This is a genomic window from Streptomyces sp. MST-110588 (assembly GCF_022695595.1).
Taxonomy (GTDB): Bacteria; Actinomycetota; Actinomycetes; order Streptomycetales; family Streptomycetaceae; genus Streptomyces.
The window spans coordinates 5,594,154-5,615,994 of sequence record NZ_CP074380.1; the positions used below are offsets into that span (position 1 = coordinate 5,594,154).

The 21,841-nt window shown below is 71.5% G+C and carries 19 protein-coding genes and 1 pseudogene; 14 read left to right on the top strand and 6 right to left on the bottom strand.

Annotated elements, in window-relative coordinates; genetic code table 11:
- Positions 1-65 precede the first annotated feature (65 nt).
- The gene (locus KGS77_RS24350) at positions 66-620 is read left to right on the top strand and encodes a Uma2 family endonuclease (RefSeq protein WP_242587660.1); all 555 of its coding nucleotides are present in this window, start codon (positions 66-68) and stop codon (positions 618-620) included.
- On the opposite strand, the gene KGS77_RS24355 is transcribed toward KGS77_RS24350, so the two are convergent.
- Positions 580-1,440, bottom strand: a complete 861-nt coding sequence (locus KGS77_RS24355; protein ID WP_242585102.1) for a DUF3097 domain-containing protein — start codon at positions 1,438-1,440, stop codon at positions 580-582. The two genes, KGS77_RS24350 and KGS77_RS24355, sit on opposite strands and share 41 nt — an antisense overlap.
- A gap of 28 nt (positions 1,441-1,468) precedes the next feature.
- Positions 1,469-2,206, bottom strand: a complete 738-nt coding sequence (locus KGS77_RS24360; protein WP_242585103.1) for an MBL fold metallo-hydrolase — start codon at positions 2,204-2,206, stop codon at positions 1,469-1,471.
- Positions 2,207-2,450: 244 nt separating this feature from the next.
- On the opposite strand from KGS77_RS24360, the gene hrcA reads away from it, so the two are divergent.
- From hrcA to KGS77_RS24380, 4 genes are all read left to right on the top strand, one after another.
- A complete protein-coding gene (gene hrcA / locus KGS77_RS24365) occupies positions 2,451-3,467 on the top strand; it encodes a heat-inducible transcriptional repressor HrcA (RefSeq protein WP_242587661.1) in 1,017 nt (338 codons plus the stop codon).
- Complete coding sequence (gene dnaJ, locus KGS77_RS24370; RefSeq protein WP_242585104.1) at positions 3,468-4,601, top strand: molecular chaperone DnaJ; 1,134 nt, start codon at positions 3,468-3,470, stop codon at positions 4,599-4,601.
- 250 nt (positions 4,602-4,851) lie between these two features.
- The gene (locus tag KGS77_RS24375; RefSeq protein WP_242585105.1) at positions 4,852-6,117 is read left to right on the top strand and encodes a nitronate monooxygenase; all 1,266 of its coding nucleotides are present in this window, start codon (positions 4,852-4,854) and stop codon (positions 6,115-6,117) included.
- Positions 6,114-6,857, top strand: coding sequence for a 16S rRNA (uracil(1498)-N(3))-methyltransferase (locus tag KGS77_RS24380; RefSeq protein WP_242585106.1), 744 nt, complete (start codon positions 6,114-6,116; stop codon positions 6,855-6,857). The genes KGS77_RS24375 and KGS77_RS24380 overlap by 4 nt, the downstream gene beginning before the upstream one ends.
- A gap of 178 nt (positions 6,858-7,035) precedes the next feature.
- Here the strand turns inward: KGS77_RS24380 and KGS77_RS24385 are convergent, their stop codons facing one another.
- Positions 7,036-7,464, bottom strand: a complete 429-nt coding sequence (locus tag KGS77_RS24385) for an OsmC family protein (RefSeq protein ID WP_242585107.1) — start codon at positions 7,462-7,464, stop codon at positions 7,036-7,038.
- Positions 7,465-7,738: 274 nt separating this feature from the next.
- Here KGS77_RS24385 and KGS77_RS24390 point away from each other — a divergent pair, with 274 nt between their 5' ends.
- The 3 genes from KGS77_RS24390 (at position 7,739) to KGS77_RS24400 (ending at position 10,014) form a co-directional block, all read left to right on the top strand.
- A complete protein-coding gene (locus KGS77_RS24390) occupies positions 7,739-8,614 on the top strand; it encodes a hypothetical protein (protein ID WP_242587849.1) in 876 nt (291 codons plus the stop codon).
- Positions 8,615-8,731: 117 nt separating this feature from the next.
- Positions 8,732-9,088, top strand: coding sequence for a histidine triad nucleotide-binding protein (locus tag KGS77_RS24395; RefSeq protein ID WP_242585108.1), 357 nt, complete (start codon positions 8,732-8,734; stop codon positions 9,086-9,088).
- Positions 9,089-9,108: 20 nt separating this feature from the next.
- On the top strand, positions 9,109-10,014 hold the full coding sequence (locus KGS77_RS24400; protein ID WP_242585109.1) for a ribonuclease Z: 906 nt from the start codon (positions 9,109-9,111) through the stop codon (positions 10,012-10,014).
- A gap of 100 nt (positions 10,015-10,114) precedes the next feature.
- On the opposite strand, the pseudogene KGS77_RS24405 reads toward KGS77_RS24400, so the two are convergent.
- Positions 10,115-10,944, bottom strand: a pseudogene (locus tag KGS77_RS24405) (HAD family acid phosphatase).
- 236 nt (positions 10,945-11,180) lie between these two features.
- Between KGS77_RS24405 and KGS77_RS24410 the strand changes: the two are divergent.
- Positions 11,181-12,266 (top strand): S-(hydroxymethyl)mycothiol dehydrogenase, encoded by a 1,086-nt coding sequence (locus KGS77_RS24410; RefSeq protein ID WP_242585110.1) that lies wholly within the window; start codon positions 11,181-11,183, stop codon positions 12,264-12,266.
- Positions 12,266-12,886, top strand: a complete 621-nt coding sequence (locus KGS77_RS24415) for an MBL fold metallo-hydrolase (protein ID WP_242585111.1) — start codon at positions 12,266-12,268, stop codon at positions 12,884-12,886. The genes KGS77_RS24410 and KGS77_RS24415 overlap by 1 nt, the downstream gene beginning before the upstream one ends.
- A gap of 224 nt (positions 12,887-13,110) precedes the next feature.
- Here the strand turns inward: KGS77_RS24415 and KGS77_RS24420 are convergent, their stop codons facing one another.
- A complete protein-coding gene (locus KGS77_RS24420; RefSeq protein WP_242585112.1) occupies positions 13,111-14,484 on the bottom strand; it encodes a 6-phospho-beta-glucosidase in 1,374 nt (457 codons plus the stop codon).
- Between the two features lie 162 nt (positions 14,485-14,646).
- On the opposite strand from KGS77_RS24420, the gene KGS77_RS24425 reads away from it, so the two are divergent.
- The 4 genes from KGS77_RS24425 (at position 14,647) to KGS77_RS24440 (ending at position 19,931) form a co-directional block, all read left to right on the top strand.
- On the top strand, positions 14,647-15,804 hold the full coding sequence (locus KGS77_RS24425) for a PfkB family carbohydrate kinase (protein ID WP_242587662.1): 1,158 nt from the start codon (positions 14,647-14,649) through the stop codon (positions 15,802-15,804).
- Positions 15,805-15,980: 176 nt separating this feature from the next.
- Positions 15,981-18,062: a PhoH family protein gene (locus KGS77_RS24430; RefSeq protein ID WP_242585113.1), complete on the top strand. Its 2,082-nt coding sequence runs from the start codon at positions 15,981-15,983 to the stop codon at positions 18,060-18,062.
- A 26-nt stretch (positions 18,063-18,088) separates the two neighbouring features.
- Positions 18,089-18,586 carry an rRNA maturation RNase YbeY gene (gene ybeY, locus KGS77_RS24435; protein ID WP_242585114.1) on the top strand — a complete coding sequence of 166 codons (498 nt, stop codon included), beginning with the start codon at positions 18,089-18,091 and terminating at the stop codon, positions 18,584-18,586.
- A 10-nt stretch (positions 18,587-18,596) separates the two neighbouring features.
- Positions 18,597-19,931 (top strand): hemolysin family protein, encoded by a 1,335-nt coding sequence (locus KGS77_RS24440; protein ID WP_242587663.1) that lies wholly within the window; start codon positions 18,597-18,599, stop codon positions 19,929-19,931.
- Between the two features lie 215 nt (positions 19,932-20,146).
- Here KGS77_RS24440 and KGS77_RS24445 read toward each other — a convergent pair whose 3' ends face one another.
- Positions 20,147-21,568, bottom strand: a complete 1,422-nt coding sequence (locus KGS77_RS24445) for an MFS transporter (protein WP_242587664.1) — start codon at positions 21,566-21,568, stop codon at positions 20,147-20,149.
- Between the last annotated feature and the right edge of the window lie 273 nt (positions 21,569-21,841).

Sequence of the window (21,841 nt, forward strand, 5' to 3'; positions counted from 1 at the left end):
GGCGCCGTAAATGCGGCGACAGAAAACGACAGGCCAGGGAAACGACCGCTGTGGATGAACGCCGGATGCCGGAGCTCTTGGAGAACCTTCAGGTTCCCGACGGCCTCAAGGCCGAGCTCCTCCGGGGGGAAATCGTGCTGACGGCGAGCCCGGATTGGGTCCACAACTGCATCGTTACGGATGTGATGGACCAGATCCCGCGACAGCGTTGGCGGCGCGTTCAGACGCAGGATGTCGACATCCTCGGTGAGAACAGCGAGCCGGTGCCCGACCTCGTGGTGCTGGAGCGCGGTGCCGGACCGGTGTCCGGGCGGCTGCTTCCCTCCGCCGTCCTCACGCTGCTCGTGGAAGTCGTCTCCAGGACCAGCGTCGAACGTGACTACGACATCAAGCGCTCCGTTTATGCGGCGGGCCGGGTTCCCGCCTACTTGATCATCGATCCCCTCATAGGACGGTGCGTCCTGCTCACCGAGCCCACCGGCAGCGGCGACGGCGCCGATTACGCCGTGCAACGCATCACCGAGTTCGGCGATCCGGTGCCGCTGGACCTGCTGGACGTCGGACTGGACACCCGTGCGTTCAGGACGCTTCCCCACGCTGGGCGGCACTCCCGGCCGTGACGAAGTCGATCAGTTCCTCCACCCGTCCCAGCAGCGCCGGTTCGACGTCCTTGTAGGAGCGTACGGAGGACAGGATGCGCTGCCAGGCCGCGCCGGTGTTCTGCGGCCAGCCCAGTGCCCGGCACACGCCCGTCTTCCAGTCCTGGCCGCGCGGTACGGACGGCCAGGCCGGTATGCCGACGGAGGACGGCTTCACGGCCTCCCAGACGTCGATGTACGGGTGGCCGACGATCAGGACATCGGGGTCGGTGACCGACGCCGCGATACGGGACTCCTTGGAGCCCGGAACGAGGTGGTCGACCAGGACGCCGAGGCGGGCGTCCGGGCCGGGGGAGAAGGAGCGCACGACGGCGGGCAGGTCGTCGATGCCCTCCAGGTACTCCACGACGACGCCCTCGATGCGCAGGTCGTCGCCCCACACCCGTTCGACCAGTTCGGCGTCGTGGCGGCCTTCCACGTAGATGCGTCCGGCGCGTGCCACCCGGGCGCGCGCTCCCGGGACGGCCAGTGAGCCGGATGCCGTACGGGCCGGGCGGCCGGCCGTGGCACCTCCCTGGGCGCCGCGGGGGCGTACGAGAGTGACGACCTGGCCCTCCAGCAGGAAGCCGCGCGGCTCCATGGGGAAGACCCGGTGCTTGCCGAAGCGGTCCTCCAAGGTGACCGTCGGACCCTGGGCGGATTTCTCGCACCGGACCACCGCGCCGCAAAAGCCCGTGGTGGCCTCTTCGACCACCAGGTCCACCGCCGCCTCGACCTGTGGCGCGGGCCGCTGCTTCTTCCACGGGGGCGTGAGATCGGGACCGTACTGTCTGCTGCGCATTGGACAGACGATAGGAAGCTTCGGCAGGTCAGGAGGGCGACACGCCGAAGCGGCGGCACAGCTCGGCACGCTGCGCACGGACGAAAGGGGCATCCACGACAGCGCCGTGTCCCGGGACGTAGACCGCGTCCTCGCCACCGAGGGCCAGCAGCCGGTCCAGCGCCGCCGGCCACCGGTCGGGCGCCGCGTCCGGCCCGGCCTGCGGTGCGCCGGACTCCTCGACCAGGTCGCCGCAGAAGACGACCGCGGGGGTGCCGGGCCCGGCGGGGACCAGGACCGCCAGGTCGTGGGCGGTGTGCCCGGGGCCGGCCACGGCCAGCACCACCTGCCGGCCGCCGAGATCCAGGACGTGTTCGCCGTGGACCGGGTGGCGCGGGCGGACGAGCAGATCGGTGGCCTCGGCGGCGGCGTCCGGGTCGGCCCCGTGCCGTACGGCGTCGGCGCGCAGGCCGTCCTTGTCGCGGGCCAGCAGCTCCGCCAGCCCGGCCGCGCCGAAGACCTCCACCCCGGCGAAGGCGGCCGTCCCCAGGACGTGATCGAAATGGGCGTGGGTGAGCGCTACGTGTGTCACCTCACGGCCGCCCGTCAGCCCGCGGATCTGCCGGCGCAGCCCGGCGCCGTCCGCGATCGTGGCGCCCGTATCGATGACCAGTACCCCCGCCGAGCCGATGACCAGGCCGATCGTCTCGTCCCAGCCGGGCATCCGGCGCCGTGCGACGCCCGCGCCGAGCTGTTCCCACCCGGCCTCTTCCCAACTCCTTTGCATACCAAGACGCTAGCCGTATCGCGGTAGCGTTGCCCGCCGGGCCGCGGCGGGAGCGACCCGGACGGAAGGGGGAAGGACGGCGGCGCCGGGCGGGCCGCCGTGAGAGGCGTCATGCCGACCGCCCTTGCCCTGGCCGTGTGACCCGGCCGTACACTGGCACAGGGTCTGGCACTCGGCCCCTGTGAGTGCCAGGCGGATGACCTGGAACAAGCCGAAGAAGACGGCCGGACTGGAGGTGTGCGCGATGCTCAGTGAACGCAGGCTCGAAGTGCTGCGCGCCATCGTCCAGGACTATGTCGGTACCGAGGAACCGGTCGGGTCCAAGGCGCTCACCGAGCGCCACAAGCTCGGCGTCTCCCCGGCCACAGTCCGTAACGACATGGCGGCGCTGGAGGACGAGGGTTTCATCGCCCAGCCTCATACGAGCGCCGGGCGGATCCCGACCGACAAGGGATACCGCCTCTTCGTCGACAAGCTGGCGGGCGTCAAGCCCCTGTCCACCCCGGAGCGGCGGGCCATCCAGAACTTCCTGGACGGCGCCGTCGACCTGGACGACGTGGTGGGGCGCACCGTCCGGCTGCTGGCACAGCTCACCCGGCAGGTCGCCGTCGTGCAGTACCCGTCGCTGACGCGCTCCACGGTGCGCCACGTCGAACTGCTGCTGCTGGCGCCGGCCCGGCTGATGCTCGTCCTGATCACGGACACCGGACGGGTCGAACAGCGCATGGTGGACTGCCCGGCGCCGTTCAGCGAGATGTCCCTGGCGGACCTGCGGGCACGGCTGAACAGCCGGGTCGTGGGCCGCCGGTTCACCGACGTCCCGCAACTGGTGCAGGACCTGCCGGAATCCTTCGAGCAGGAGGACCGCGGCACGGTCTCGACAGTGCTGTCGGTGTTGCTGGAGACTCTGGTCGAGGAGACCGAGGAGCGGCTGATGATCGGCGGAACCGCCAATCTCACGCGCTTCGGACATGATTTCCCACTGACCATCCGGCCGGTGCTGGAGGCCCTTGAGGAGCAGGTGGTGCTCCTCAAACTGCTCGGAGAGGCCAAGGACTCCGGCATGACCGTACGCATCGGGCACGAGAACGCCCACGAGGGCCTGACGTCCACATCGGTCGTCGCGGTCGGCTACGGTTCGGGCGACGAGGCAGTGGCCAAACTCGGCGTGGTCGGACCGACCCGCATGGACTACCCCGGAACGATGGGAGCGGTACGCGCAGTGGCACGTTACGTCGGACAGATCCTGGCGGAGTCGTAAGTGGCCACGGACTATTACGCGGTCCTGGGCGTACGGCGCGATGCCTCGCAGGACGAGATCAAGAAGGCTTTCCGGCGGCTGGCGCGCGAGCTCCACCCGGACGTGAACCCCGATCCCAAGACCCAGGAGCGGTTCAAGGAGATCAACGCCGCCTACGAGGTGCTGTCGGACCCGCAGAAGAAGCAGGTCTACGACCTCGGCGGCGACCCGCTCTCCCAGTCGGGCGGCGGCGGAGCGGGCGGCTTCGGCGCCGGCTTCGGCAACTTCTCCGACATCATGGACGCCTTCTTCGGACAGGCGTCGCAGCGCGGACCGCGCTCGCGCACCCGGCGCGGCCAGGACGCGATGATCCGGCTCGACATCGAGCTGGACGAGGCGGCCTTCGGCACGACCAAGGACATCCAGGTCGACACGGCCGTCGTCTGCACGACGTGCAGCGGCGAGGGCGCGGCGCCCGGGACTTCGGCGCAGACCTGTGACATGTGCCGCGGCCGGGGTGAGGTCTCCCAGGTCACCCGGTCCTTCCTGGGCCAGGTCATGACCTCGCGCCCGTGCCCGCAGTGCCAGGGCTTCGGTACGGTCGTGCCGACCCCGTGCCCGGAGTGCGCCGGTGACGGCCGCATCCGTTCGCGCCGTACGCTGACCGTCAAGATCCCGGCCGGTGTCGACAACGGGACGCGCATCCAGCTCGCGGGCGAGGGTGAGGTCGGCCCCGGCGGCGGCCCCGCCGGTGACCTGTACGTCGAGATCCACGAGCTGCCGCATCCGGTCTTCCAGCGGCGCGGCGATGACCTGCACTGCACGGTCACCATCCCGATGACGGCGGCGGCGCTGGGCACCAAGTGCCCGCTGGAGACGCTGGACGGGGTGGAGGAGGTCGACATCCGGCCCGGCACGCAGTCCGGCCAGTCGATCCCGCTGCACCAGCGCGGCGTGACGCATCTGCGCGGCGGCGGACGCGGTGACCTCGTCGTACACGTCGAGGTGCAGACCCCCACCAAGCTCGACCCCGAGCAGGAGGAACTGCTGCGCCGCCTCGCCAAGCTCCGCGGCGAGGAACGCCCCACGGGACAGTTCCAGCCGGGGCAGCAGGGGCTGTTCTCGCGGTTGAAGGATGCGTTCAACGGGCGGTAGGTCTGTGCCGACCGGGGGTCCGGGGGTTGCCTCCGGGTGAGAGGGGTCAGCCGGGGCAGCAGGGGCTGTTCTCGCGGTTGAAGGACGCGTTCAACGGGCGGTAGGTCTGTGTCGGCCGGGGGTCCGGGGGTTGTCCCCGGGTGAGGGGGGTCAGCCGGGGCAGCAGGGGCTGTTCTCGCGGTTGAAGGACGCGTTCAACGGGCGGCAGGCCCGGTTCAGTGGAGGGCGGTGGGCGTGACACGATGTGGTCATGCCCACCGCGCTGACCGATCTCTGCCGTCACCCGATCGTGCAGGCCCCCATGGCGGGAGGTGCCGCCTCCCCGGTGCTGGCCGCCGCCGTCTGCGAGGCCGGCGGTCTCGGCTTCCTGGCCGCCGGGTACAAGACCGCCGACGGCATGTACCAGGAGATCAAGCAGCTCCGTGGGCTGACGGGCCGGCCCTTCGGCGTGAATGTGTTCATGCCGCAGCCGCCGCTCGCCGATGTCGCCGCCGTCGAGGTCTACCGCGAACAGCTCGCGGGTGAATCGTCCTGGTATCAGACGCCGCTGGAGGAGATCGACCCGTGCGGCGGCGTGGACGACGGCTACGAGGCCAAGCTCGCCATCCTGCGTGAGGACCCGGTACCGGTGGTCTCCTTCACCTTCGGCTGCCCCTCCCGCGCCGTCTTCGACGCGTTCGCCAGGATCGGCACGTACACGGTCGTCACCGCCACCACCGCGGCCGAGGCACAGGCGGCCCAGTGGTCCGGCGCGGACGCGGTCTGTGTGCAGGGCATCGAGGCGGGCGGCCATCAGGGCACCCACCGCGACGACCCGCACGCCGACGCCACCGGCGCCGGCATGGGGCTGCTCTCGCTCGTCGCGCAGGTGCGCGAGGCCGTACAGATTCCCGTCATCGCCACGGGCGGGCTGATGCGCGGCTCGCAGATCGCCGCGGTGCTCGCGGCGGGCGCGTCGATGGCGCAGCTCGGTACGGCGTTCCTGGCCACCCCGGAGTCGGGCGCCCACGTGCTGCACAAGCAGGCGCTGACCAACCCCCTGTTCACCCGTACGGAACTGACCCGGGCCTTCTCCGGGCGTCCGGCCCGCGGCCTGGTCAACCGCTTCATGCGCGAGCACGGCCCGTACGCCCCGGCCGCCTATCCCGCCGTCCACCACCTCACCTCCGGCCTGCGCAAGGCCGCGGCCAAGGCGGGTGACGCACAGGGCATGGCGCTGTGGGCCGGGCAGGGGCACCGGATGGCGCGCGAGCTGCCCGCCGGGGAACTGATCGAGGTGCTGATGGCCGAACTGGAGGCCACCCGGCAGTCGTTGCGCGCGGGTGACGTCATGAGCGGCGGCATCGGCGGTGAGGTGAGCGGTGACAGGAACGGCGGCGTGAGTGGCGCGATGAGCGGCGAGATCAGTGGTGGCACGGGCGGCGACATCAGTGGTGGCACGGGCGGTGGCATGAGTGGCGGCATGAGCGGTGACATGAGTGGCGGCATGGGCGGCAATCCGGGAAGCGCGTCATGACGGCGCCGGTCTTCCTCGTGGAGAAGGTGCCGGGGCCCGGCGAGACCGTGCTGGACGGGCCCGAGGGCCGGCACGCGGTGTCCGTACGGCGGCTGCGCGCCGGTGAGGACGTGGTGTTGACCGACGGGCGCGGCAGGGCGGCCGAGGGCGAGGTGGTGGCGACCGAGGGCAAGGACCGCCTCGTGGTGCGGGTGACCGCCGGACGGACCGAGCCGGAACCCGTCCCGCACATCACGGTCGTCCAGGCTCTCCCCAAGGGCGACCGCGGCGAACTGGCCGTGGAGACCATGACGGAGACCGGCGTGGACGCCATCGTCCCGTGGCCGGCGGCGCGCTGCATCACCCAGTGGAAGGGGGAGCGGGCCGCCAAGGCGCTGGCCAAGTGGCGTGCCACGGCGCGCGAGGCGGGCAAGCAGTCGCGCCGGCTGCGTTTCCCCGAGGTCACCGACGCGATGACGACCAAGCAGGTGGCCGAGCTGCTGGCCGGGGCCGATCTCGCGGCCGTCCTGCACGAGGACCGGGTGGCGGACAGCGTGCCGCTGGCCACCGCCGAACTGCCCGCCGAGGGCCGGATCGTCCTGGTCGTGGGACCCGAAGGCGGTGTGTCGCCCGAAGAGTTGACGGTTTTCGCCGCGGCGGGGGCGCGGCCGTACCGGCTGGGTACGAGCGTGCTGCGTACCTCCACCGCCGGTACGGCCGCGACCGCGCTGCTGCTGGGGCGCACCGGGCGCTGGAGCTGAGCTACCGGCCGTGACGGGGCGCCGGCCGGCCGGTGGGCCGTTGCCCCGGCGCCCGGTGGACGGTCGGTGGCCGCCCGGTGGGCGCACGCCCTTTCAGGTGCCCCTCGGCCCGCCCGTCAGGCGCCCTGCGGGCGGGCCGGGCCCTCCGTCCCGGCCGGCCCGCGGGCGCCGAAGGCCCTCAGACCAACTGCGCGTCGAGGGTGATGTTCTTGACCCCGGCCAGCGCCTGGCTCACCGGGCAGTTGGCCTTGGCGTCCTGTGCCGCGGCCTGGAAGTCCTCCTCCGAGAGGCCGGGCACGCTCGCCCGCACGGTCAGCGTGATGCCCGTGATGCCCTCGCCCGGCTGGAAGGTGACATCGGCCTTGGTGTCGACCGACGCGACGGTGTAGCCCTTGCCCGCCAGGCCGTGGGAGAAGGCCATGGAGTAGCAGGAGGAGTGGGCGGCGGCGATCAGCTCCTCGGGGCTGGTGCGCCCGTTGGGCTGCTCGGCGCGGGAGGGCCAGCTCACCTCGTACGAGCCGACGTTGGAGGACGTCAGGGCGACGGTGCCCTTGCCCTCCATCAGGTTGCCTTCCCAGTGGGTCTGGGCGGTGCGCGTGGTTGCCATGGTGGACAGCTCCCGGTTCGTGGGCGAAAGGCCCGGTTCATGGGCGAAAGCCTTCTGTGGTGGATCAGCTTAGTGACCGGGGGCCGCCCGTTCGGTGCCGCCGCAGCCGGTTGGCCGGTTCTTCGCCCGCCCGCCGGTCAGGGGCCGCCCGACGAACCACGTACGCGTGCCCGTCCGGGGGTTCGTACAGGGGGAGGCCGGGGGCGGCCGGCGCGTGGCACTCTGGCCGAGCCGTGGCTGTCGGTCCGCGTACGGCGATGGCAAGCTGCCTGTCATGGGCGCTATACGGCGCGTAGGAGACCTACGGAATCCACGGAACCCAAGAATCCCGCGCATCCAGCGGATCCGCCGGATCCGGCGCACCCCGTCGCTCCCGCGGCACCTGCGCCCCAGGCGGCTGCTGGCGGCGGTCGGGGCGGCGGGCGCGGCGGTCGCCGCGGTGACGGCTTGTGAGCCGGCGGGCGGACTGAACACCGCGTCCGTGGCGTACACCACCGACCAGACCGGCACCAGGGCGCTGGAGCACGCGGGCGTCCAGGTGCGCTGGCTGAGCTGTACGGCCACGATCCCGGGTGACGGATGGGCCACCGCCAACCCCACCCACACGCCCCGTACGCGACCGGTGGCCGTCGTCGACTGCCAGGGCGAGTCCGCCGGGGGAGAGAAGATCACCATCAAGGGGCTGGTGACACAGGAGATCGACAGCCGGTGCGTACGGGGACGGCTGACGGCCCGGGTCGGCAACCGTCTCGTCTTCCGGGTGTCCGTCCTCGGCGACTGCAGCGGCGACCAGCCGACGGCCAATCCGCCGCGGCCGACCGTGACCCATACGGTCTGGCCGCCGAGCCGCCCCCCGACCGTACGGCCGCCGTACACGCCGCCGGTGACGGTGACCGTCACGGCGAGCCCCGACCCGCCGCCGCCTTCACCGGACCCGGACCCGTCCCCCAGCGACACCTGCTCGGACGACCCACAGGGCAATGACGGTCACGACGACCCCGGCCAGAACAACGGCAACAACGGAAACAACAACAACGGGAACAACAACGACGGAAGCAACGGTGACGGAAGCAACAACGACGGAAACAACAACGACGGAAACAACAACGACCACCCCGATCCCGGCAAGACCTGGGCCGCGTACCACTAGCCGGTAACCGGGCGCTGCGCCACCGGGCCCGGACGGGCCGGTACCATCCGGAGTCGTACGCGCGATCGGCCCGTACGCGAGACGCGCGCGGGCCGTAGACCCGGGAGGAGCCCACTGGTGGCCGGAGAACCGCAGGCCGACTGCTTGTTCTGCAAGATCGCGGCGGGGGACGTGCCCGCGACGATCGTGCGGGAGACCGAGACGACCCTCGCCTTCCGCGACATCAGCCCGCAGGCCCCGACCCACGTCCTGGTCATCCCCAAGGTCCACTACTCCGACGCCGCGGAGCTGGCCGCCGCCGAACCGGTGATCGCCGGGGACGTGCTGCGCGAGGCGGGCCAGGTGGCGGCCGACGAGAAGGTGGACGGAACGGGCTACCGCATCGTCTTCAACACCGGCCCCGGCGCGGGCCAGACCGTCTTCCACGCCCACGCGCACGTCCTGGGTGGCCGCGACCTGCAGCGCCTGGTCTGACGGGGACGGGGCCGGCTCCTTTGTCCGTACGCGAGTTCGTCGTCCTGGGGACCGCCAGCCAGGTCCCCACCCGGCACCGCAACCACAACGGTTATCTGCTGCGCTGGGACGGCGAGGGCATCCTCTTCGACCCGGGGGAGGGCACCCAGCGGCAGATGCTGCGGGCCGGGGTCGCCGCCCACGACCTGAACCGGATCTGCGTCACCCACTTCCACGGCGACCACAGTCTCGGGCTCGCCGGGGTCATCCAGCGCATCAATCTGGACCGGGTGCCGCATCCGGTCACCGCCCACTACCCGGCGAGCGGCCGGCGCTTCTTCGAGCGGCTGCGGTACGCCACCGCCTACCGCGAGACGGTCGAGCTGTGCGAGCAGCCGGTCCGCGCCGACGGCGACCTGGCCGTGACCCCTTCGTACGTCCTTCAGGCGCGCAGGCTCTCCCATCCGGTGGAGTCCTTCGGCTACCGCCTGGTCGAGCCCGACGGGCGGCGGATGCTGCCCGAACGGCTGGCGGCACACGGCATCGCCGGGCCGGAGGTGGGGCGGCTGCAGCGCGAGGGGACGGTGCGCGGTGTGACGCTGGAGGAGGTCAGCGAGGTACGGGCCGGCCAGCGCTTCGCCTTCGTCATGGACACCCGGCTGTGCGAGGGCGTACGGGAGCTGGCCGAGGACTGCGACCTGCTGGTCATCGAGTCGACCTTCCTCGACGAGGACACCGGCCTGGCCGAGGAACACGGTCACCTGACGGCCGGTCAGGCCGCGCGGGTGGCCGCCGGCGCCAACGTACGCCATCTGGTCCTCACCCATTTCTCGCAGCGCTACCCCGACCCCTCGGAGTTCGAGCGCCAGGCGTGCGCGGCGGGGTTCACGGGGGAGCTGACCGTCGCACAGGACCTGATGCGCGTCCCGGTCCCCAAGCGCCGCTGAGCCGACCGTCACCGAATCCGGCCGCCACTGGTCCGGCCGTCACCGAATCCGGCTGTCACCGAATCCGGCCGCCGGAGGCCGGCGGCCGGACCACCGTCCGCTACGGCAGGTAGTACATCGGGTTGGGCAGCTTGAAGGTACGGTCCCCGTAACCGCCCTTCAGGTCGCTGTACTGGTCGCCGAAGTTGGCGACGATGTCGTAGCCCAGCGACTCGATGTGCTTGCGGGTGCCGGACTTGAACTGCACCGTGGTGCAGTTGGCGCCGCACGGCAGGTAGGCGGGCGGGTTCTTCTTGTCCTTGAGGTAGACGTGCTTGCGGTCCAGCGGCACGTTGTACCCGACGTTCTTCAGGTTCCGTACGCTCCAGGCGCGCTGCGCCTCCTTGCGGCCGGTGAGGAAGAAGACCTCGTACCCGGCCTTGTGCGCCTTGTTGACGAGCTGGTTCATGCCGAAGACGGCGGCCATGTCGGTGCTCGCCAGGTACTTGTCCTGGGCCTCGGGGTGTGGTGGAAGCCGACCTGGAGCTCGTAGTTGTAGGTGAGCAGGGTGGTGTCGTCCATGTCCAGGACGATGGCGGGCTTGGCCGGCTTGTGCCCGTGCCCGTGGTCGGAGGCCGCCACGTGCTGCCCGCCGCTCTTGGGACGGCTCTTGTCGAGGGCGTCGGTCAGATAGCGCTCGGCCTTGGCCTCGATGCCGCGGACCTGCTTGGCGTAGTTGCTCTTGTCCGAGGCGTAGTGCTGCCCGTCAGAGGTGACGGTGTCGCCGTAGTACGCCTTGATCTGGTCCTGGACCAGGGTGAGGTTGGGGATCTCCTTGTCCGTACGCGGTACGGCGTGGTCGGCGGTGGCCTGGCCGATGCCGAAGGCGGCGGTGCCGACGGCGAGGGCGGTGGCGACGGCGGCGGCGCCCAGGCGGGTGCGGTGGTGCACGGTGCTGCTCCTTGAGGGGGTGTGGGGGGTGAGGACGTAGTAGATCTAGCAGGCGGGGCAGCGCCGATCTACGCGCGAAGATTCAACGGTTGGCAAAGGCTGGAGCCGATGGGGTGAATATGAGGGCCGGGAATGGACGCCGGTGGCCCGGTCCCGGCAGGAAGTCGTCTGTGCGCCGCCGCCCGGCCCGCGTACGGTATTGCTCCCGTACATGATCTTCGGAAGGGGCTGTCCCGATGGCACAAGAAGTCCGTGGCGTCATCGCGCCGGGCAAGAACGAGCCGGTCCGGGTGGAGACGATCGTCGTGCCGGACCCGGGGCCGGGCGAGGCCGTGGTGAAGGTGCAGGCGTGCGGGGTGTGCCACACCGACCTGCACTACAAGCAGGGCGGGATCAACGACGACTTCCCCTTCCTGCTCGGCCACGAGGCGGCGGGCGTCGTGGAATCCGTCGGCGCGGGGGTCCAGGACGTCGCACCCGGCGACTTCGTGATCCTCAACTGGCGCGCGGTGTGCGGCCGGTGCCGCGCGTGCCGGCGCGGGCGCCCCCAGTACTGCTTCGACACCCACAACGCCCGGCAGAAGATGACGCTGAAGGACGGCACCGAGCTGAGCCCCGCGCTGGGCATCGGCGCCTTCGCCGACAAGACGCTGGTGGCCGCCGGGCAGTGCACCAAGGTCGACCCGGGCGTCTCCCCGGCCGTGGCCGGACTGCTGGGCTGCGGTGTGATGGCCGGCATCGGGGCCGCGATCAACACCGGCGCGGTGGGCCGCGGCGACCGGGTCGCGGTCATCGGCTGCGGCGGCGTGGGGAACGCGGCGGTCCTCGGCGCCCGGCTGGCGGGCGCGGCCCGCGTCATCGCGGTGGACATCGACGACCGGAAGCTGGAGACGGCCAAGACCGTGGGCGCCACCCACACCGTCAACTCCCGCCGCCACGACCCGGTGGAGGCGATCCGCGAGCTGACCGACGGCTTCGGCGCGGACGTGGTGATCGACGCCGTGGGCCGCCCCGAGACCTACCGGCAGGCGTTCTACGCCCGGGACCTGGCCGGGACGGTCGTCCTGGTCGGCGTACCGACCCCGGAAATGCAGCTCGAACTCCCGCTGCTGGACGTCTTCGGCCGCGGCGGCGCGCTGAAGTCCTCCTGGTACGGCGACTGCCTGCCCTCCCGCGACTTCCCGATGCTGATCGACCTGCACCAGCAGGGGCGGATCGACCTCGGCGCGTTCGTCACCGAGACCATCGGCATCGGGGATGTGGAGCAGGCGTTCACGCGGATGCACGCGGGTGACGTCCTGCGCTCGGTGGTGACGTTCTGATGGCGGCACGCGTCGACCACCTCGTCACCTCCGGCACCTTCTCCCTGGACGGCGGCACCTGGGAGGTGGAGAACAACGTCTGGATCGTCGGCGACGACCAGGAGGCGATCGTCATCGACGCCGCCCACGACGCCGAGGCCATCCTCACCGCCCTCGGCGGCCGTACGCTGCGCGCCATTGTCTGCACCCACGCCCACAACGACCACATCGACGCCGCCCCGGCGCTGGCCGCCCGCACCGGCGCCATGATCCACCTCCACCCGGACGACCTGCCGCTGTGGAAACTCACCCACCCGGACCGGGCGCCGGAGGCCACGCTGACCGACGGCCAGGTGCTGACCATCGCCGGTACGGACCTGACGGTGCTGCACACCCCCGGCCACGCCCCGGGCGCGGTCTGCCTCCACGCCCCCGCGCTGGACACCGTCTTCACCGGCGACACCCTCTTCCAGGGCGGACCGGGCGCCACCGGGCGCTCCTTCTCGGACTTCCCGACGATCGTCCGCTCGATCCGCGAACGGCTGCTGACCCTGCCGCCGCACACCGTGGTCCGCACGGGCCACGGCGACTCCACCACCATCGCCGCCGAGGCCGCCCATCAGGAGGAGTGGCAGCCCTAGGGCGCTTCTGACGGATCTCCGCGGCCTCGCGTCGCCCGGCACGCACCCTCGCCGCACGGCGCAAAGGGACAGGTGGCTCCGCCACATGACCCTTCACACCGCACGCCGAGCGCACGCACCGAACACCGCTCCGTCTTCCACGGAGATCCATCAGAAACGCCCTAGGAATCCGCCGACCGGAGCGGTCACCGAAGGCGCCGCCGGGCACGAGGAGTCCGGAGGTCTCAGGCCGTGGCCGCCCGCTCCAGGATGCGGGCGGCGACCGCCGGGGAGTCCACCAGGGGGTGGAGGGCCAAGGCGCGCAGTGCCGCGTGGCGGTCCTTGAAGGTCGCGGCTTCCACCGTCGCCCGCTCCACCGCCTTGACCTGGAGCATCAGCCCCAACTGGTCTTCCCGCAGGGGGGCGCACGGCAGCGGGCGCGGGCCGTGCGCGGAGACCTCGCACACCGTTTCGATGATGGCGTCGGGGGCGAGCTGCGGAACCGTCGCCCCGTTGCGTACGTTGAGGATGAGCCGGCCGCGCCGGTCCTGCGCGATGGCGTGCATCAGGGCGAGCGCGACCCGGTCGTAACCGCCGCCCTCCAGGTCGCATTCCTCACGCTGCCAGCCGCCGCCGGCCTCCCGGGCGTCGGCCATGTACGTCTCCTCGCGCTCCCGCCGGGTGCGCTCCCACAGTTCCAGCGCCTGGTCCGGCGCGGCGGCGGCCTCGGTGAAGAACGCCCCCTGCTGCCGGTCCAGGAACGCGCCCCGGGTCTGCCGCGCCTCCTGTACGGCGCGCAGCGTCTCGCGGCGGAAGTAGTAGTAGTGCAGATACTCGTTCGGGATCGCGCCCAGGGCGCGCAGCCAGTCCGCGCCGAAGAGCCGGCCCGCCTCGAAGGAGGCCAGGGCCCGGTCGTCGGCGAGCAGGCCCGGCAGCAGGTCACGGCCGTCCAGGGTGAACGACCGCAGCCAGCCGAGGTGGTTGAGCCCCACGTAGTCGTACGTGACGGTGCCGGGCGCGGGCCGCCCGCCCGGGCCCGTACCGCCTGCCGCCGGCCCGTCGGACAGGTCCGCAGAACCGGCCCCGGCCGCCCGCGCCACGTGCCGCACCAGTCCCGCCGGCGAGTCGCAGATCCCGATGACCCGCTCGCCCAGCACCTGCGCCATCGCCTCCGTCACCATCCCCGCCGGATTGGTGAAGTTGATGACCCAGGCGTCCGGCGCCAGCGCCGCGACACGCTCGGCGATCTCCAGCGCCACGGGGATCGTCCGCAGCCCGTACAGCACACCGCCCGCGCCCACCGTCTCCTGGCCCAGCACGCCCTCGTCCAGGGGGATCCGCTCGTCACGCACCCGGCCTGCCGTACCGCCGACCCGGATCGCGCAGAAGACGAAGCCGGCGCCGCGCAGCGCCTCGTCGAGTCCGTCGGCGACCCGTACGGGTACCGGGTCGGTGCGTCCTTGGGCCAGCCGTTCCAGGACCGCGGCGATCACCCCCGCCCGCCGGGCGTCGGTGTCGTACAGCGTCACCTCGGACACGGTCCTGGCGGGATCGTCCAGCACGGCGCGGTAGACCAGCGGCACGCGGAACCCGCCGCCACCGAGAATCGTGAGCCTCATGGGCCGGAACGTACCGCAGCATCGGGCACACTGGCGTCAGGGGCGAAAGGACCGGCCACCGCGCACGCGCGCGGGAGGAGACGAGCAGGGGCAGGCACGGTGAGCACACAGGACCGCCGACAGGCCGCGCACACGGCGCCCACGGGACCCTCGGCGCCCGTCCTGGACCCGCTCGCCGCCGTACGGGCCGAAGGCGACCCGCCCACCGACGTCTACCTCACCGGAACGGTCTTCTTGGACATCATCTTCACCGGCCTGGACTCCGCCCCCGTACGCGGCACGGAGTCCTGGGCCCGCGGCATGGGCTCCAGCCCCGGCGGCGTCGCCAACATGGCCACCGCGCTGGCCCGCCTGGGCCTGCGCACCTCCCTGGCCGCGGCCTTCGGCGACGACAAGTACGGCGAGTACTGCTGGGAGGCGCTCGAACAGGGCGAGGGCATCGACCTGACGCTCTCCCGCACGGTCGCCGGCTGGCACTCCCCGGTCACCGTCTCCATGGCGTACGAAGGCGAGCGCACGATGGTCTCCCACGGTCACGAGGCGCCGCCCACCGAGCCCCCGGAGCGCGCCGCAAGCGCCGGGAGCGCAGGCGCCGGGGGCCCCGGGGGCTTCGGGAGTGCCGTCCCGGGCCCCTTCGACGGCAAGCACGCCCCCGGCTGTCCGCCGCCGACCCGTGCCTGCGTCGCCTCCCTGGTCCCCGGCCGCAGCGAGGGCTGGCTCGGCTGCGCGGCGGGCCGCGGCAGCCGGATCTTCGCCGACGTGAGCTGGGACGACACCGGCCGCTGGGACCCCGCCGACCTCGCCGACCTGGAGCACTGCGAGGCGTTCTTGCCCAACGCCGAGGAGGCGATGCGCTACACCCGCACCGACTGCCCGCGCGCCGCCGCCCGCAAGCTCGCCGACCTGGTCCCGCTCGCCGTCGTCACCATGGGCGCCCAGGGCGCCTACGCCGTCGACAGCCGTACGGGCGCCGTCGCCGAGGTCCCGGCCATCGCCGTCGAGGCCCTGGACCCGACCGGCGCCGGGGACGTCTTCGTGGCGGGGTTCGTCACCGGGACACTGGCCGGCTGGCCGCTGGCCGACCGGCTCGCCTTCGCGGCACTGACCGCCGCCCTGTCGGTGCAGGAGTTCGGCGGCTCGCTCTCGGCGCCCGGCTGGGTCGAGATCGCCGCCTGGTGGCAGCACGTACGGTCCTACGACGACCAGGACCCGGCCGCGCTGCGCCGCTACGCCTTCCTCGACGCGGTCCTGCCGGCCCACGGCCGCGCCTGGCCACTGGCCCGCGCCGTCCCCACGCTCGGCTTCCGCCACCCGGCATGACCGCCCCTCACGCAGCGTGACCGCCCGCCCTCACGTCCCGGTCCGGGAACGCCTGACGGAAATACCCTCGGGCATGTCAGTGCACCGTCGTACCCTTGGTATCCCGAGGGGCCGGGTCGCCGGCACCTTCCTCACCAGCAAGGAATGGGGGTTGAGCAGGCCACCAGGGCCGGCCCATGACTCAGACACCCACGCGACCGCAGGCGCACGCCCAGTTCACCGTCCCGGCCAAGCACCCCATGGTCACGGTCCTGGGATCCGGCGACTCGCTCCTGCGCGTGATCGAGAAGGCGTTCCCGGCGACCGACATCCACGTTCGGGGCAACGAAGTCAGCGCTGTCGGCGACGCCGCGGAAGTCGCCCTCATCCAGCGCCTGTTCGACGAGATGATGCTGGTGCTCCGCACCGGACAACCGATGACGGAGGACGCAGTGGAACGCTCCATCGCCATGCTGCGCGCGGCGGAGAACGGCGAGGGGGCCGGCGAGACGCCCGCCGAGGTGCTCACCCAGAACATCCTGTCCAACCGCGGCCGGACGATCCGCCCCAAGACGCTCAACCAGAAGCGCTACGTCGACGCCATCGACCGGCACACCATCGTCTTCGGCATCGGCCCGGCCGGTACCGGCAAGACGTACCTGGCCATGGCCAAGGCCGTCCAGGCACTTCAGTCCAAGCAGGTCAACCGCATCATCCTGACCCGCCCCGCGGTCGAGGCCGGCGAACGCCTGGGCTTCCTGCCCGGCACCCTCTACGAGAAGATCGACCCGTACCTGCGCCCCCTGTACGACGCGCTGCACGACATGCTCGACCCCGACTCCATCCCGCGCCTGATGGCGGCGGGAACGATCGAGGTCGCGCCGCTCGCGTATATGCGGGGACGGGCGCAACCGGTGTTCACGAACGTCTTGACTCCGGACGGCTGGCGTCCCATCGGCGACCTCCAGGTGGGCGATCTGGTCATCGGGTCGAACGGTGAGCCCACCCCGGTCCTCGGTGTCTACCCGCAGGGTGAGAAGGACATCTACCGCGTCACCGCGCAGGACGGTTCCTGGACCCTGTGCTGCGGGGAACACCTGTGGACGGTCCGTACCGCGGCCGGCAAGCGCCGCGACGAGCCGTGGCGGGTCCTGGAAACCAAGGAGATGATCGGCAACCTCCGCACGGCGCACGCCCGTCGGTACGAGCTGCCGCTGCTCACCGCGCCGGTGTGCTTCCCGGAGCGGGCGGTGCCCATGGACCCGTACGCGCTGGGTCTGCTGCTCGGGGACGGCTGCCTGACCGGCCGCACCACGCCGTCGTTCTGCACCGATGACCAAGAGCCGGCCTTCGCTGTGGAGGCGGCACTTCCCGGTGCGGAAGTACGGCGGAAGAACCGCGTCGATGACACGCTGAACCCCGTGAAGGCACCGGGCGATGTCGTCACTGTGGAGAACCCGGTCACGGGCGCTCTGCGCGCCCTTGACCTGCTCGGCACCGGGTCGTACACGAAGTTCGTGCCGGACGCCTATCTCCAGAACTCCGCGGAGGTCCGTCTGGCCGTCCTGCAGGGGCTGCTCGACTCCGACGGCGCACCGGTGACCCAGGCCGACCGGACGTGCCGGATCCAGTACACGACGGCATCGGACCTCCTCCGGGACGACGTCATCGCGCTGGTCCAGTCGCTGGGCGGCGTGGCCTGCACCCGCCGCAGGGCAGCCGAGGGCAGGAAGCCGGGGAGGGCAGGGGACCGTGATGTCGTCCACCACCGGGACGCGCACATCGTCGACATCCGTCTTCCCGAAGGAATCGAGCCGTTCCGTCTCGCCCGCAAGGCCGAGACGTACCGTGCGGCCGGGGGCGGCGGACGTCCGAGGCGGTTCATCGACTCCATCGAACCCGCGGGGCGTGAGGAAGCCGTGTGCATCCAGGTCGCGGCCGAGGATTCGCTGTACGTGACACAGGACTACCTGCTCACGCACAACACCCTGAACGACGCCTTCATCATTCTCGACGAGGCGCAGAACACCAACCCCGAGCAGATGAAGATGTTCCTCACCCGCCTGGGGTTCGACTCGAAGATCGTCATCACCGGTGACGTCACGCAGATCGACCTCCCCGGCGGTACGAAGAGCGGTCTGCGGCAGGTCCAGTCGATCCTGGACGGGGTGGAGGACGTGCACTTCTCGCGGCTCACCAGTCAGGACGTCGTACGGCACAAGCTCGTCGGCCGTATTGTCGACGCGTACGAGAAGTACGACAGCCGCAACGGCCAGTGACCCTGAGAAACGAGAAACAGCACTTCATGTCGATCGACGTCAACAACGAGTCCGGAACGGACATCGACGAGCAGGCCGTCCTGGATGTGGCGCGCTACGCCCTGGCCCGGATGCGTATCCACCCGCTCTCCGAGCTGTCGGTGATCGTCGTGGACGCCGACGCCATGGAGCAGCTCCACATCCAGTGGATGGACCTGCCCGGTCCCACCGATGTGATGTCCTTCCCGATGGACGAGCTGCGCCCGCCGGCCAAGGACGACGAGGAGCCCCCGCAGGGGCTCCTGGGGGACATCGTGCTGTGCCCGGAGGTCGCCGAGAAGCAGGGGCGCCAGGCGCCGACGGGGCACTCGATGGACGAGGAGCTGCAGCTCCTGACCGTCCACGGCGTGCTGCACCTGCTCGGTTACGACCACGAGGAGCCGGACGAGAAGGCCGAGATGTTCGGCCTCCAGGCGGCGATCATCGACGGCTGGCGTGCCGAGCGGGGCCTGACCGGTCCCTCCCCGGCCCCCACCATCACCTGACCGGGTGACGATGACCACTCAGCTCATAGCGGTCGCCGTCCTCCTGGTCGTCATCGCCTGGCTCGCGGCCTGCGCGGAAGCCGGTCTGGCCCGTACGACCAGCTTCCGCGCGGAGGAGGCCGTACGGTCCGGGCGGCGCGGCAGCGCGAAACTGGCCGCCGTGGCCGCCGACCCCACCCGCTACCTCAACGTCGCGCTGCTGGTGCGGGTCGGCTGCGAGATGGCGGCCGGGGTGCTGGTCACCTATGCCTGTCTGCGTTCCTTCCAGGAGACCTGGCAGGCGCTGACCGTCGCCATCGCCGTCATGGTGCTCGTCTCCTACGTCGCCGTCGGCGTCTCCCCGCGCACCATCGGCCGCCAGCACCCTTTGAACACGGCCACGGCCGCCGCGTACGTCCTGCTGCCGCTGGCCCGGATCATGGGGCCGATCCCGCCGCTGCTGATCCTCCTCGGCAACGCGCTGACCCCCGGCAAGGGGTTCCGCCAGGGCCCGTTCGCCTCGGAGGCCGAGCTGCGCTCGCTGGTGGACCTGGCGGAGAAGGAGTCGCTCATCGAGGACGAGGAGCGCCGTATGGTGCACTCCGTCTTCCAGCTCGGTGACACCCTCGTGCGCGAGGTCATGGTGCCGCGTACGGACCTGATCTCCGTCGAGCGCTACAAGACCATCCGTCAGGCCCTCACCCTGGCGCTGCGCTCCGGTTTCTCCCGCATCCCGGTGACCGGTGAGAACGAGGACGACATCGTGGGCGTGGTCTACCTCAAGGACCTCGCCCGCAAGGTGCACATCAGCCGGGACGCCGAGAGCGAGCTGGTCTCCACGGCCATGCGCCCGGCCGTCTTCGTCCCCGACACCAAGAACGCCGGTGACCTGCTGCGCGAGATGCAGCGCGACCGCAATCACGTGGCGGTGGTCATCGACGAGTACGGCGGCACGGCCGGCATCGTGACGATCGAGGACATCCTGGAGGAGATCGTCGGGGAGATCACCGACGAGTACGACCGTGAGCTGCCGCCCGTGGAGGACCTCGGCGAGGGCCGCTACCGGGTCACCGCCCGGCTGGACATCGGTGACCTCGGTGAGCTGTACGGGGTGGCGGAGCTGGACGACGAGGACGTCGAGACGGTCGGCGGGCTGCTGGCCAAGCATCTGGGGCGGGTGCCGATCGCGGGCGCCACGGCCGAGGTCGATCTTCGCGACCACCCGGCCGATCCGTCCCTGAAGGCGCTGCGGCTGACCGCGGAGGCACCGGCGGGGCGCCGCAACAAGATCATTACGGTGCTGTGCGAGCCGGTCCGCGAGCGGGAGCCGGCCGATGAGGGGACGGGCGGGGGCGCGGGCGGCTGAGGCCGCACGTTCTTTCACGTTCTTTCGCCCTTCTTCCACGTTCTTCACGGACACCTTGCAGGACACCCCACCGCTGCCCGGCGCGTTCTTCGATCGCGCCGGGCAGCGGTGTCAGGAAGGCGGTGGCAGGAGGGTGGTGTGAGGAAGGTGGTGTCAGGAGGGCAGTGGCGTGACGTCGGCGGTGGCGTGAGCGCGGTTGCCACAGCGGCTCGTGCTCATGCCGCGGGCGGGGTGCCGCGTCGCGTACGGGTCCGGCGCAGGCCCACCGCGACGAGGAGGGCGACGACCGCGACGAGGGCGGCGTCCAGGCCCAGGCCGAGCTTGATGCCGCCGAGCGTGGCGTCCGCGAAGCCCGTACCGCTCTCGCGCAGCGCCGCGATGCGCGCCGAGGCCACGGCGCTCAGCAGCGGGATGCCGACGGTGATCCCGACCTGCTGGGAGCTGCTGACCAGGCCGGTGGCCAGTCCCTGCTGGTCGTCGGGCACGCCGGAGGTGGCCGTCACGCCGTAGGAGATGATCGCCCACAGGTGGCCGAGGCTGCCGATGCTCACGCCGGCCAGGGCCAGCCAGACACCGGCGCCGTCGCCGGGTCCGGAGCCCACAGCGAGCAGCGCGGCGGTGAAGACGGCCTGGACCAGCAGGCCGAGGACCAGGGTGCGGTGGGCGCCGATACGTCCGATGACCTTGGGCGCGAGGATGCCGGCCAGTGCCGAGACCACGCCCTGTACGCCGAAGACCAGCCCGGTCCGGAAGGCCGTCAGCCCCAGCACCTCCTGGAGGTAGAGCGTCAGGAGGAAGACGACCGTACTCATCATCGCGAAGGTGATCAGGCCCGCCAGGTTGCCCCAGGCGACCGTGGGGCGGCGCAGCATCGGCAGCGAGACCAGCGGCTGGTCGGTCCGCGACTCCACGACGGCGAAGGTGATGAGCAGGACCACGCCCACGACCAGGGTGCTCAGGACGTCCGGGCGGCCGAAGCCGGCTTCGGCGGCGGTCGACAGGGCGTAGATCAGGGCGAGCAGACCGCCGGTGACGGTGACCGCGCCGGGGACGTCGATCCGCGGGCGCAGCGGGTTGCGGGATTCCGGGAGCAGCAGCGGGGCCGCCACCAGTACGGCCACACCGGCCGCGCTCAGCAGGCCCATGGTCGAGCGCCAGCCCAGCGAGTCGGTCATCACGCCGCCCAGCACCATGCCGACGGTGAATCCCGTGGAGAGCACGCTGCCGCTGATGCCCAGGGCGCGTTCGCGCCGTGGGCCCTCGGTGAAGGTGGTGGTCAGCAGGGACATGCCGGTCGGCACGATGATTGCCGCGCCCAGGCCCTGGACGGCGCGTCCGGCCAGGAAGGTGGCCGGGTCCCAGGCGAGGGCGGCCAGTACGGAGGCCACGGTGAACAGGGCGAGCCCGGCGAGGAAGAGCCGGCGCCGCCCGTACAGGTCGGCGATGCGGCCGGACAGCAGCAGGAAGCCGCCGGAGGGGAGGGCGAAGGCGGTGACCGCCCACTGGAGGTCGGCCTGGCCCATGCCCAGGTCCTTGCCGAGGACGGGCAGCGCCACGTTCAGGATGGTGAAGTCCAGCGCGATGATGAACTGCGCGGCGCACAGCACCATGAGGATGAGCTTGTCGCGGGTGGTCATCCGCTCGGGCGCGGCGGGGGGTGCGGGAGCTGCGGGCGTTGCGGACGCCGTCTGCGCGGTCTGTGCGGTTGGCGCGGTCTGTGTGGTCTGGGCGGTCGGCGCGGTGCCGGGGAGCAGGGACGTATCGGTTGGCATATGAGGAGCTTGGAGCCGCGGAATATCCGGTGGGGAGCGGCAACTTATCGTGGTGTCCGTACCACCAGCCTGGGATGACAGGGGGAACAGGTGACCAGGGGGAGCAATGCGGCGGGTGCCACCGCCGGCGCGGCCGTC